We start from the raw sequence: 13,578 nt of genomic DNA on the forward strand, positions 1-13,578 counted from the left end.
TTCCATAAATTCTTTTGCTAACTCACAGATTTCCTTATCTTTATAAGATTCTTATTCTTTGATTATGAGTCTTGCCAAGAATGCTTTTTATGGTGCTGTTCGGCTGTTACCTATGAAGATGTTGCGAAACAAACATACGGGAGCATTATTACTGCCATACCATCATCTTGTAAGTGATAAAGAAGTTCCTCATATCAAACATCTCTATCCATTTAAAGGTACACGTGCATTTGAGCAGGATCTGGATTATCTGCTTAAACACTTTATTCCTGTTACTTTACAGGATGTGATTACATGCCTGAAAGCCGGACAACCTTTACCAGAGAGATCTTTCCTGCTTACATTTGATGATGGATTACGGGAAGTAACAGAAAATATTGCTCCGCTTCTGATAAAGAAAGGAGTTCCGGCGGCATTCTTTCTGAATAGTGCATTCCTTGATAACAAGAACCTTTTTTATAAGTTTAAGATAAGCCTGATCATAGAATCGCTTATGACGGGCAATCATAGCGAAGCTACACTTAATAAGCTGGCAGAAACAATGGGCGCCCCTGTCAATGAATTAGTGGCTGCAATGCGTAGTATTTCCTATAACAATCAACACCTGGCAGAAAAAGCGGGAATAATACTGGGATTATCTTTTGAGGATTACCTGTGGGAGCAGCGTCCATTTATGACACTGGATGAAGTAGGAGCATTGGTAAAACAGGGATTTGCCATTGGGGGGCATAGTGTGGATCATCCATATTATACCCAGCTTACACTTGAAGAACAGCTTGCGCAAACCCGGGAATCTGTTGACTTTTTAACAACGCGTTTCAATCTTTCTTATCGTGCTTTTGCATTTCCGCATTCAGATGCCGGGGTAAGCCGGACTTTTTTTGAAACATTATTGAACACTTCCGAATTGGATATTATACTAGGAACGGCGAATCACAAGAAGGATATTTCCCCCTTTATATTACATCGCTTTAATTGCGAGCGCCCCGCTATTTCCATTGATGCGGCAGTAAAAGGAATTTTTCTATATAATCATCTGCAGGAATTACGCGGCAAAAATATAATTACGAGATAAGCCAGTATTTTTACCATGTTAATATAAAATGTGTCAATATACCTCCCCATGGCCATCCTGGCTGAAATGATTACAAAAAGAGTGCATCGTTGATTAGAATCAATGATACTGTTGATGATCCTCATTTTATTAATGTCAATTTAGATGGTTCTTTGCCCTACAAACATCCTACTATGACTACCGAAAAACCTAAACAATACAATTCCAGGAATGCAATCAATGACATTGTTTATGGGAAGGATATGGCAGAGACTGGTAAAATTACCGGTAACCAACTATCACTTATAAGAGTTGTGTAACAAAATATAATTAGAACAGAAATGCCGTATTTTTCCCTATACCATGAAATAAAGTTTTAAAAAAGTCCCATACGCTTAGAAAGAAAATTTATTATATTATCACTATACTTAAATACCATAATTAGGAGAAAAACTCCAATATTTATCCCTGTACCATGAAATAAAGTTCCAATTTGTATTAAGTAAATCCTATAACCTTAGAATGGAATTTCATTATATAATCACTTACAAGAATGCGTAACAAAAATATAATGAGAATAGAAACCTAATGTCTTTTTGCCATATCATGAAAAACATCCTCTAATTTGCTTAAAATAAGATAAATACACATTATTTATTATAATAGATTATTAAATACTTTATATTTGTTTTTTTTATAAAAAAACAAATACATATCCTACTTTTGCCAGGGACGATATTTGACAATATATGAAGCATCAGATTACGAAAAAGATTAGACTATTGATTGAAAAACGCTACTAAATTTTAACCAACATTGAAAAACCTAACTTTCGGCAGGCTATTGCTATGCGCCGCGTGCATGTTAATGCTTTACCCTTTTAGAGGGCAAGCACAAGGGGACCAGACCAAAATTACGGTAAAACTCGCTACAGGAGTTACTACTGGTGCATGGTTACATTTACCCGATGATTACAGCAGTACAACAACCAGTTACCCACTTATCATTTTTATTCATGGAGTTGGTGAAGCGGGTACGAACGTAAACGATGTACTATTACACGGCCTCCCTAAAATCATTTCCAAGGGGGCAAAAATGCAATTCACAGTAGGTGGTAAATTATTTAAGTTTATCACGGTTTCACCGCAAATCACTAATGGCTGGGCAAGTGCCGATATGATCCAGAGTATTCTGGATGATGTTAAATCAAGGTATCGTATTGATGCATCACGTATCTATCTTACAGGTCTGAGTGCCGGTGGATATGGTACATTAAACTATGTGGCTTCAGGTACCAACTATTCAAACAACCTTGCAGCAATTGTTCCTGTATCTTCAGCAGCTATAGACGCTGCTAAAGTTCCTGGTTTATGTAATGTAGCCAGCAGCAATATTGCTTCATGGTTTCTTATTGGCAGCGGCGATAGTTTTCTTGATATCCAAAAGAACTATGTTACCAAGATAAATGGCTGTAGTCCCAAATACCCAGCTCTTTCTACTATTTATACTGGAGGAACTCACAGTGATAATGTATGGGACAAAGCATATGATGCAACCCATACTTACCAGTCTCCAAACATTTATGAATGGATGTTACAGTACAGCAAAGGCGGAACAACCGTTGTTCCCGCACCTGTAGCGGCTGTAGCAGCTGAAAATATTTCAATTACACTTCCTGTAAACAGTACTACACTGGACGGATCATCTTCAACAGCATCCGGTAGTTCAATTGCCAGTTATGCCTGGAACCTTGTATCAGGACCATCTACACCAACCTTCAGCAGCACCAGTGTTGCGAAGATCACTGTAAGTAATCTGATAGCAGGTACCTACGTATTTAACCTGACAGTGAAAAATACTGAAGGAACAAGTAGCACCAAACAGGTGACCGTTGTAGTATCCGCAGCAACCAGCTCTGCACCCGTAGCCGCTATAGTATACAGTAATATTAAACTTCCGGTAAACAGTACTACACTTGACGGATCAACTTCAACAGCATCTGGCAGTACTATTGCAAGTTATGCATGGAGCCTTGTATCAGGACCATCCACCCCAACCTTCAGCAGTACCACTACTGCAAAGATTACGGTGAGTAACCTGGTTGCAGGTTCCTATGTATTTAATCTAACTGTGAAAAATACCGCTGGTACTACTGGCACTAAACAGGCTACGGTAGTAGTAAGTGCTGCAACAAATGGAACAACTACTGCATGTAATTACTGTAAATTCCTGATTACTCCGGGAACTGATGGTGGCGCATATATTAATGGTACCACCCTGGGCGTACAGCCTGGTGATACTGTGTGTGTTCAGGCAGGTAATTATAAATACATTCAGTTCTTTAATTTTACCGGAACTACTGCCAAACCAATTGTATTTATTAACTGTGGTGGTCAGGTGAAAGCAGGTAATGGTGGTTCTTACGGATTTATCTTTAACAATGCTAAATACTTTAAGGTTACCGGCTCCGGTAGTACTGATAAATATGGTTTCAGCATAGATGGTGTAAACATTAAACTGAATGTAGGTATGGCAATGGGTAAGGGCTGTACAGATTATGAAGCGGAAAGAGTTGAAATTGCCGGTTCTGAAGTAGGGTTGATGGCAAAAGTGAACCCTGACTGTGAAACTGCTAATCAGTATCCTTATTTCGCTATCAGGAATGTGAAATTGCACGACCTCTATATACACGATGTAATAGGAGAAGGAATGTATGTAGGTAATACTGCACCTAATGGTACAGAAGTAACCTGTGCTGATGGTACAGTAAAAAATGTATTGCCTCCACGTATCTATAACCTGAAGATCTACAATGTAATCACTGCCAACACTGGTTGGGATGGTATCCAGGTAGCTTCTGCACCTGAGAATGTAGAGATCTATAATAATAATGTATCAAACTATGGTATCGAGAATAAAGGAAGCCAGCAGGCAGGTATTATTCTTGGCGGAGAAACCAATGGTAAAGTATATAATAACATAGTAGTTAAAGGTACAGGTAACGGGATAGAAATATTTGGTATGGGCCTTTGTTACGTGTATAACAATATTGTTAGTGATGCCGGTTGGGATGGTACCACAGTAAGACAGGATGCAATCTTTGCAGATGACAGACCAACCAAGAACAATTATGTTCCGTTACAGTTATATGCATTTAATAACACTGTTGTTAATTCAGGAAGGGACGCTATTCGCATGCAGAATAGCTATGGAACTGTAGCCAGTGGTAACCTGTTCTATAATAACCTCCTGGTAAGTCCGGGTTCTCTGGCAACAAGAGCTGCATTAAGTTACCTGAGTTTGGATAAAGGAATCGTTAATACCACTTCCAATAATCTTAACATTCCAGATATTGCTACCGCTAAATTTGCAAATGCTACAGGCAAGAATTTTCACCTTGCAGCAGGATCTCCTGCAATAGATAAAGGAAAGGATCTGAGTGCTTATTTCAAAATCGATTTTGATGGTGAAGTAAGACCACAGGGTGCTGCTTTTGATATAGGTGCTGACGAATACGGTTCAGGAACTGTAGCTAACATTGCACCGATAGCAGCTGCTGGTACCGATGCGTCAATCACATTACCAGTTGCAACGGTTACACTGGATGGTTCTGGTTCTTCCGATTCAGATGGCTCTATTGCTTCTTATGCCTGGGCACAGGTATCCGGGCCAGTAACTGCTACTTTTTCATCAGCTACTGTTACCAATCCGGTAATAAGTAAACTGACTACTGCAGGTACTTATGTTTTTAAGTTGACTGTAATCGATGACAAAGGGGCCTCAGCCACAGATCAGGTGACTATTACAGTAAAGGCTGCCGCTGTTACAAATGTGGCACCAGTTACCAACGCAGGTAGTAACGAAACAATTACATTACCTGTATCCCAGGCAACGTTAAGTGGTTCTGCCACAGATGCTGACGGTACTATTGCTTCTTATGCCTGGACACAGGTATCCGGACCAGTAACTGCTACAATTTCATCAGCAACTATTACCAATCCAGTTGTTAGCAAACTAACCGCTGCAGGAACATATATCTTTAAGCTGACGGCTACAGATAACGATGGCGCAACAGCCGCTGCCCAGGTGAGTGTTATTGTGAATGCTGCTGCAAATGTGGCACCAGTTGCCAACGCAGGTAGTAACGAAACAATTACATTACCTGTATCACAGGCAACGTTAAGTGGTTCAGCCACAGATGCTGATGGAACTATTGCATCTTATGCATGGACACAGGTATCAGGACCAGTAACTGCTACAATTTCATCAACAACTATTACCAGTCCAGTTGTTAGCAAACTAACCACTGCAGGAACATATATCTTTAAGCTGACTGCTACAGATAACGATGGCGCAACAGATGCTGCCCAGGTGAGTGTTATTGTAAATGCTGCTGATAACGAGATACCAGTTGCCACCGCAGGTAGTAATGAAACTATCACATTACCTGTATCACAGGCAACATTGAATGGTTCCGCTACAGATCCAGATGGTACTATTGCATCTGTTGCATGGGCACAGGTATCCGGACCCGTAACGGCTACAATTTCATCAGCAACTATTACCGATCCTGTTGTTAGCAAGCTGACCACTGCAGGAACATATATCTTTAAGCTGACTGCTAAGGATAACGATGGCGCAATGGCTTCTGCCCAGGTGAGTGTTATTGTGAATGCCCCGGCAGCTCCAACTAATAAGGCACCAATTGCAAATGCAGGTAATGATATCACCATTACACAACCGATGAACAATTCTGCGGTAACTGCTGCTGCATCAGCCGATAGTGATGGTAATATAATCAGCTACAAATGGTCACAGGTTTCAGGACCTTCAACAGCTTCCATTGTATCTCCCACTGCGGTGAAAAGTGATCTGAACAAACTGACCGAGGTTGGTACCTACGTTTTCAGATTAACAGTGACTGACAATGGTGGCACTACTGGTACAGATGATATATCTGTGATCGTAAAACCTAATCCGGCCAATCAGTTGTATGCTAATGCAGGTGCTGATCAAACCATCGCGTTCCCTACTATCAACATGGTAACCCTGGATGGTGCTGGTTCTTATGCTACCAATGACGGATATGTATCATACTATTCCTGGTCTAAGGTGAGTGGCCCTGCAGGAGAAACCATCCTGAATAATGCCGCTATGCAGCCAATTGTCACTTTCACAACTGCTGGTACTTATGTGTTCCGTTTAAAAGTAACAGATACATATAACAATACCGCTACTGATGATGTAACTATCATAGTAGGTTCGAAGACAGGGGTGGTAACACAATCGCTGTCAACAATAAAGCTTTATCCAAATCCGGTGGTTAGTACACTTACTTTAAAGCTCACTCTAGCTACAGAAACGGATATCATTGTAAATATCTTTAATAGTAATGGTGTTGCAAATGGCACTTATTATCTTGGTCCTATAACCACCATTCAGAAAGATATCAATGTAAGCAATCTTGTCTCTGGTACATATTTACTGCAAGTCACAGATGGAAAGACAATGAATTTAACCAGTAAATTCATTAAAAATTAATAACCTATGCAACCCGAAAGATCCGCCGGGGAATCCCGGCAGGATCACTTTCAGGAATAATCAGGAGGCTGTCTCAGAAAGAGGCAGCCTCTTTTTTGTGAAATAGGTTTGAATGGCAGAGTATTTGGTTTTTAATTTCAGGAAGTGTTTCTCGTATAATTCATATGACAAATACGCTATACCACAAGTTGTGATTACTCCTGCAAGTGGATAGAATATTTCATATACAAGTATATCCGGACCTTTGCCAAAGACCTTTATAAAACCAATCAGCAGCATCTGGCAAACGGGTGCATGAAACAGGTAGATACCATAAGACACCTTCCCCAATGTTTTCAGTAATGGATATTCCAGTTGCAGGATGCTATTGGGCGCTACTGCCATCAGCATCAGGTAGCCAAAGAGTGCGGCATGAATGAAATGATCATAATAGTATTTACTGAGTACCGGAATTTTAATAATGGACAACATGACAAAGACTGTGATGATCAGCATACTCCACTGGATACCAGGTTTCAGTATAATTTTGAAAAACTTACTGTATGTTTCCCTATTGAACAACAGGTACGCTGCAAACATTCCCATTCCAAAGAGCTCTAGTTTATCAAACAACAGAACATAGTTGATGCCAAATAATTGTTTAGTTGTGACAGAAAAGAATAGTGGAAGTACGAGGCATAATGTTTTACATAGAAAACCCACACTCAACATTACCAGGAACAGCAGTTTCAGCCTCTTTTTAAATAAGAACAGTAATAAGGGCCACACCAGGTAGAATTGTTCTTCTATACAAACAGACCATGTTATTTCAATGATGCCCTTGTTATAAGGGAAGAATGCCAACTGAATATTTACAGCAAACAACACCATGAAAAGAAGGTTGGTAAGAATAGTATGAGCATCACCTTCAACAGGGATCCCTAGTTTATGCATTACTAAAGGAGACAGGACAATCAATACGAGGCTATATGCCATATACAATGGCCAGATCCTTAATATACGGCGGATGTAAAAGTTCTTAAAATTGATATTGCCAGTTTCACTGCTCTCTGTCATGAGCAGATAACTGATCAGGAATCCGCTCAATACAAAGAAAAGATTAACGCCTACGCGTCCGGCATCTTCCAGCATATAATTTAGTACTGACCATGAGGGTATCCCATCCTGAGATTTGAAATACTGAATATGATGCAGTACTACCAGCAAAGCAGCAATAAACCTGATGGCATCTAAATTTTTAAAATGTACTCTCATCCGCGTAGACGTATGTATTATTTTAATTAATGTTACTTTTTATACTGGAGCATCCATTCGTAAATGTTCATTCCGTCATTTCTATAAGCTGTATCATACAATGATATCCAGGTACGATGTGCAAATCCTTCGAGCATCGTTAACTTGGCCAGGTTTGGCTTATATACATTAGTACTATCCTTGTATTGCTCACAGGCTTCCAGGAAATGCGGTTCATCAGTTCCTGCCAGGTACCAGCAATGAATATTAGCATCTGCCACCAGTTTAAACTGTTTCAGATTCTTATCATCAATGGACGCAACTGACATTGGAACTGCTGCTGCAAAACGAGAGGCAAGGGCTGCTGATTCTGTGATTGCCATTACACTTGCCCATCCACCGGCACTGTAGCCCGTGAGATATATCCTGGAACGGTCTACCCGATAACGTTTTTCTATGTCATCAAGCATACGCCTCAGTTCATCGGGCTTTAACCCCCAACTGGGGGCCTGTGGAGCTACTACAATGAACTTGTATAATTTGCCATCTTCCGGATTAACGGCTTCAATTTTCACACCTTTATTGATCCAGTAAGGAATCCCTTCCAGGAACAGCTTTTGCAGATTAAAGCCACTTTTACTTTTTCCATGCAGGAAAATGATCAGCGGATAAGTTTTCTTCGTTTTTTTATATTCATCAGGCAGGTAAAGTAATGCATGGGCTTTACTCCATGGTGTTACATTTACGTGAATGCTATCCATATACCGTTGTGCGTAAGCCGTTGCAGGGCTTTCCACACGCATGAGAACAAATATTATACAAAGGGTTCGGATTATTTTCACCATTACTCTATATTAATCTTAACAATTACTGGGCAATGACCTCTTCCAGTTTAACACCTATGATCTCTTCAATATCCAGCTTTACGTTAGCCAGATCCCTTTCAAGTGAAAGTTTCTTGTTTCTGTCATCATTATAACGTTGTGCAGCATTGGTGTATCCTTCATAAGAAATACTACCATTTGCGAGTTTGGTTTCTGCCTGTGAAAAAGCAGCATAGTCGTCTTCTGTCAATTCATTTTGCAATGTGAGCATTTCTTTGGTCATCAAGTAATCGTGATATTTTGAAAGTACCATTGCTTTTACCTGACGTTTTGCGACTTCCTGTTCTGCAGTAGCAATAGCGACATTCTTTCTGGCTATTCTTACATCACTGCTTTTACCTACGAGCGAACCTAATGGAATATTGAGACCTACGTTCCACAGCGGGTAATATATTTGATTACGAATATCCGTAGTGGTACCAGTGGTTTTATAGGTTTTCAGTGTTACTTCATTAAAGTTGGCACTTGCTGTTAAATAGTTAAGCCAGTTTGCACCTGATTTGTGCAATTCAGAAACGCTTTTATCCTTCTCATAATCTCTTATCTTGATTGAAGGATTATTGTATGCAAGTTGTACCAGTTTGTCTTTTATGTCATCTTGTGTAAAGTCCTTTGTAGGCTTAACTGTTTGAGTCTGTGCCTTTAGTCCCAAGGATGTAACGATTAGGAAAAATGAGAAGAATAAATGCTTGTTCATGTTGTGATTTTTTTAATATTAATCGGATGCTGATTATGAGGTGTATCGAAATTTTTAAGTTTTACAATAATGGCCATGGCGCTATAAAAGAAGAAGGATCCGGGCATCTGGCCAATTGCTACCTGTGCATACTGTGCAATGATGAATGCATACAAGCTGGCTACAATAGCAACATAGATGGTCCTTACCTCTTTTGATCTGCTCCGGTAATAATTTTTCACAGCTACCAGCAGTGTAATAAAGAACATTATTAAGGTGTAACCCAGACCAATCCAACCGGTTTCCAGTGCTGTGCGGAGATAACCACTATCCGGAGGAAATCCTGCCAGCGGATGACCGGGATTATATTCCTGCCCCAGTACTCCTGTGGTAGCTACGCCACCGCCCATTGGATGACTAAGCATATAAGGCCGGATCATCTCACGGTTCTTATCCCGTACATTCATCGATTCATCATCCGACAACTTAAAAGACGTTCGAATGCGGTTCACGGTGCTATTACTATAAAAGGGACCGAAGATCAACACCATAAAAAATAAAAGGAAGCCAACCATAAACAGCAGAGTTTTACGGTTGTTGATAGTCATTAGTACATATACACACAAACCTGCAGGGATGATAAAGTAGGCTGTTCGCGTACCGGAATATGACATGCCCAATACCATGAGCAAGATACCGATGATCAGCAGCCATCTTTGTTTTTTCCGTTCTTCATTCATTGCCGCGGCAATAGCATACACGATGCTGATGCCCATCAGGATTCCAAAAGCTGTAGGATCTGACAGGAATGAGAACTTACGGATTTCGCCTCCCTGGAAATATAGTTTATATCTTATAGGATCATCCATCACCCATCGCTCTTCAAAAGATGGTAAACCGAACCATTGCTGGAAACAACCATATGCACCAGCCAGGATAGCGAGGTATAACCATAATTTCAGATAGTCTTTTATATCGTTCAAACTGTTAAAGATGTGAAGTCCGATAAAATAGATCATCATGAAATTGAGAAATTTCCTTACAGTGAAGATCCATCCGGATACGGAATCCATGGAAGGATTAAATAATTCAATGAGCAGAAAGCCCATATAAATGATATAAACGACTGTAACCGGACTACTCATGTATTCCCATAAACGTTGTTTATGGATGCTCTTTTTATAATAGGCTCCGATGAATGTTAACGCAATGAGAATATCTATAACAATGCCTGTAGGAAGATTATCAGCTATAAAATGCTTCGGGTAGAACATGAAGAAAGCGAGGATGGTGGTAATGATAAATCCCAAACGGGTATTGAACATGCATATTAAAGCCACCATGCCTGCTATAAGACCTGCTATGATCAGGAATCCTATCCGGTAATCCCCATATCCTATTATACAACTAATGCTTACAGCAATCAGCAGCATAATAGTATACGCCCAAGGTGAATCAAATAGTTTGGCACCTTTAAACCAGCGTGTTTTTTGTATGGAAGCTATGCTCATAATATTTTATTTCAGAAAAACAATACTTTAAGGAAGAGGAAACCCATTGTGATGGCGATGAAACATACCACAATAATTTCCAGTAACCTGTCATCTGAGAATCTGTTATCTGTCATACTAATGCGTTTTGATAATTTCTGCTTACTACCTGATCCAGATGTTTTCCCATTTCAGCTACACAATTTTCCCATGTATGGGATAATGCAAACCGGATTCTTTTTTCCCTGAGAGAACTTTCCGGATCTTCCTGTAAAGCCTCAACAATTTTGCTGATATACTCATCCTGATTCCGACAGAGATAAACATACGGTGCGAACATCTGCATAGCTACTGTATCTGTTGCTACCACTGGTTTACCCAGCGCCAGGTATTCATCAATTTTACGTGGGTAGTTACCAATGGTCATTTCATTAACCACCTGTGGATTGATACATACATCAAAGCTGTTGATATAAGCAGGTAATTGTTCTACTAAGCGATTACCGGTGAAGAATACATTAGGTAGCTGATGCAATCTGCTTTTACGGAAAGCATCATCTTCAGGACCTACCAATACAATGCTCCATTCTGGCATTTGCGTTGCAATGCCCTCCAGCATGCTGATATCGAGCCGTGCTGCCAGTAATGCGCCTACGTAACCAATAACCGGCCGTTGCAAAGATTGAAGTTCTCTGGGGATGCCGGACAGTGGATTTTTGAGCCAGTCAAAATCACATCCTTGTCCAATATCAAAAGCAGACTCATTATACAGCTGTGCATATTGTGCCAGGTATGCAGAGTTAGCGGCTACCATGGTTGCCTTTTTCATCAGTTCCGGTTCCAGCCGGGTGCCATGTTTTTTAAAATAAGGCTGACTGGTGAGTTTATCCCTGATATAATAAATAGTCTGATGTACATCTTCTAATAGTTCCGGAAGATATAATGCACGAAAAAAATCATTATCGATAAAAAGGAGTATATTTTTGAATTCCAACCTTTTTACTGCCTGATTGATCTCTTTTGCCAAGCGTTTATTGTTGATATAATTACAGCGATTGAATAAACCATCAAAAGGAATCCAGTTTATAGATTCAAGAATTGTCCTTGGATCGAGTGTCCATAGCGTATTGTTTACCGGAGTAATGTCATTTGTTTCTCCACGCAGACTATTACGGCGGGTCTGTACTTTCTCATCCTTTGCTGAACGGAGGACAGAGATCCTGTCGAGCGCCCGGTTCACATATAACACGCGGTTATTGCGAGACATTTCCAATGCCATGTTCTTACAATTACTCCCTATCTTAATATCCCAGGGTTGCAGGCCGACTACTATGATATCCCTGTTCCTGATCATCTTGTTTTCCATTTAATGAAGTAACGTTGTTCTATAACAGATAACATTTCCGGATAGAAACGCAGAAGATACTTACCCACGTTCAACAGGTTTATATTCAACTTACGGTAAAGGATAGTTTGTGTGATAATAAAGCAGATGCCGTAAGAAGTCATTGTACCATATGCTGCCCCCACCAACCCCATGTGCCTGGTAAAATATATGCAGATGAAGATGTTACATACAGCCGTTATAGTGATAACAAAAAAGTTTGTTTTAGGCGCACCAATGGAATCCATGATAGTGCCAAACTGCTTAATGAATGGGAGGAACAATCCGTAAAAGATAGTCACCTGCAGAATGGGTACGGCGTCGAGATAATTATGTCCTGCAATAATCGTGATCACCAGTTTCGGTAGAAACATAATAGCAAGGGTTGCAGGCACTGCAACGGCAAGAATGGAGCCTACTGCCTTCTCATAGTAATACTTCACTTTTTCAAGATTACCATCTTCCATCATCTTTGCCGTTCTGGGAAACAGGATATCTCCCAGTACCTGTGAGGGCACATCTACCAGGTTGGAGATCCGTAAGCATACACCATACAGTGCTACCGCAGAAGTAGACAGATAAGATGAAATGACAAACTGATCAGTATTACGGAAAATAGAAGAACTGATATTGGTACCAAACACGAATTTTCCGAAATGCCAAAGTTTCAGCAACCATTCCTTCTGCATTTTTTGTTGGCGATGCATAAACTTTCTTGCAAAAATGGCAGATACTAGTGTGCCACATAAAAGACCTGCATCAAAATAACAAATCAGATAAGTGAGTGTAATATGACCTATAAGCAGCAGATGTGCTACGATCAGCAGGAAAGAAATACCCTGCCTGCTCAGATAGCCCCAGAAAATGCCTCTGAAATCTGCATTGGCATTCTGTGTCCATTCAAAGTGAGAAAAAGGAATTAACAGCAATAATCCAGGCAGGAACAGATACATGACCTCCGTAAGGGCAGGCGCCTGTAATAATGTACTGACAGGATATATGAATATGCTGATCAGTATTCCTATAATGAATGTGATAGCAATATTCAGATACAGTGCAGCGGAAAGTATCTGCGGATGTTCGCTTACAGCATTCCCATTAATATATTTGATCACTGCATTTTTGATCAGTGATTGTCTTATGATCTCGATAATGCCTGTATATACCAGGAACAGGTTCCAGACCCCCATATCGGATTTGGTCAGAGAACGGGTTAGCACCAGCACACTGCATATGCCAAAGAGTAATACTGCGACTTTCTGTAAGCCACTATAAATACCAGATTTTAACCAATAGGTGTATTTGGGTTCACTCAT

9 protein-coding genes are annotated in these 13,578 nt (G+C 40.2%); 3 read left to right on the plus strand and 6 right to left on the minus strand.

Features of this window, described 5'->3' with window-relative positions; translation table 11 throughout:
- The first annotated feature begins 64 nt into the window (after window positions 1–64).
- From BM176_RS28885 to BM176_RS28890, 3 genes are all read left to right on the plus strand, one after another.
- Window positions 65–1,075, plus strand: a complete 1,011-nt coding sequence (locus tag BM176_RS28885; protein WP_090107883.1) for a polysaccharide deacetylase family protein — start codon at window positions 65–67, stop codon at window positions 1,073–1,075.
- Window positions 1,076–1,164: 89 nt separating this feature from the next.
- The gene (locus BM176_RS32290) at window positions 1,165–1,374 is read left to right on the plus strand and encodes a hypothetical protein (protein ID WP_143097949.1); all 210 of its coding nucleotides are present in this window, start codon (window positions 1,165–1,167) and stop codon (window positions 1,372–1,374) included.
- A 541-nt stretch (window positions 1,375–1,915) separates the two neighbouring features.
- Window positions 1,916–6,595: a PKD domain-containing protein gene (locus tag BM176_RS28890; RefSeq protein WP_090107884.1), complete on the plus strand. Its 4,680-nt coding sequence runs from the start codon at window positions 1,916–1,918 to the stop codon at window positions 6,593–6,595.
- 60 nt (window positions 6,596–6,655) lie between these two features.
- Here the strand turns inward: BM176_RS28890 and BM176_RS28895 are convergent, their stop codons facing one another.
- The 6 genes from BM176_RS28895 to BM176_RS28920 form a co-directional block, all read right to left on the minus strand.
- Entirely contained in the window at window positions 6,656–7,849 is a 1,194-nt protein-coding gene (locus BM176_RS28895; RefSeq protein WP_090107885.1) for an acyltransferase family protein, read from the minus strand.
- 32 nt (window positions 7,850–7,881) lie between these two features.
- The gene (locus BM176_RS28900; protein WP_090107886.1) at window positions 7,882–8,631 is read right to left on the minus strand and encodes a carboxylesterase family protein; all 750 of its coding nucleotides are present in this window, start codon (window positions 8,629–8,631) and stop codon (window positions 7,882–7,884) included.
- 64 nt (window positions 8,632–8,695) lie between these two features.
- Window positions 8,696–9,409, minus strand: coding sequence for a TolC family protein (locus BM176_RS28905; RefSeq protein ID WP_090107887.1), 714 nt, complete (start codon window positions 9,407–9,409; stop codon window positions 8,696–8,698).
- Window positions 9,406–10,899: an O-antigen ligase family protein gene (locus BM176_RS28910; RefSeq protein ID WP_090107888.1), complete on the minus strand. Its 1,494-nt coding sequence runs from the start codon at window positions 10,897–10,899 to the stop codon at window positions 9,406–9,408. The genes BM176_RS28905 and BM176_RS28910 overlap by 4 nt, the downstream gene beginning before the upstream one ends.
- Window positions 10,900–11,011: 112 nt before the next feature.
- Window positions 11,012–12,232: a glycosyltransferase gene (locus BM176_RS28915; protein WP_218162302.1), complete on the minus strand. Its 1,221-nt coding sequence runs from the start codon at window positions 12,230–12,232 to the stop codon at window positions 11,012–11,014.
- A complete protein-coding gene (locus BM176_RS28920) occupies window positions 12,229–13,578 on the minus strand; it encodes a lipopolysaccharide biosynthesis protein (protein WP_090107890.1) in 1,350 nt (449 codons plus the stop codon). The genes BM176_RS28915 and BM176_RS28920 overlap by 4 nt, the downstream gene beginning before the upstream one ends.

Origin of the sequence: Chitinophaga sp. CF118 (assembly GCF_900112615.1) — a bacterium.
Classification (GTDB): Bacteria; Bacteroidota; Bacteroidia; order Chitinophagales; family Chitinophagaceae; genus Chitinophaga.

Bases quoted from the DNA above. Each gene is read 5' to 3' on its own strand.
- BM176_RS28885 (WP_090107883.1), top strand. From the start codon at position 65: ATGAGTCTTGCCAAGAATGCTTTTTATGGTGCTGTTCGGCTGTTACCT.
- BM176_RS28890 (WP_090107884.1), top strand. From the start codon at position 1,916: ATGTTAATGCTTTACCCTTTTAGAGGGCAAGCACAAGGGGACCAGACC.
- BM176_RS28895 (WP_090107885.1), bottom strand. From the start codon at position 7,849: ATGAGAGTACATTTTAAAAATTTAGATGCCATCAGGTTTATTGCTGCT.
- BM176_RS28900 (WP_090107886.1), bottom strand. From the start codon at position 8,631: ATGCGTGTGGAAAGCCCTGCAACGGCTTACGCACAACGGTATATGGAT.
- BM176_RS28905 (WP_090107887.1), bottom strand. From the start codon at position 9,409: ATGAACAAGCATTTATTCTTCTCATTTTTCCTAATCGTTACATCCTTG.
- BM176_RS28910 (WP_090107888.1), bottom strand. From the start codon at position 10,899: ATGAGCATAGCTTCCATACAAAAAACACGCTGGTTTAAAGGTGCCAAA.
- BM176_RS28915 (WP_218162302.1), bottom strand. From the start codon at position 12,232: ATGATCAGGAACAGGGATATCATAGTAGTCGGCCTGCAACCCTGGGAT.
- BM176_RS28920 (WP_090107890.1), bottom strand. From the start codon at position 13,578: ATGAGTGAACCCAAATACACCTATTGGTTAAAATCTGGTATTTATAGT.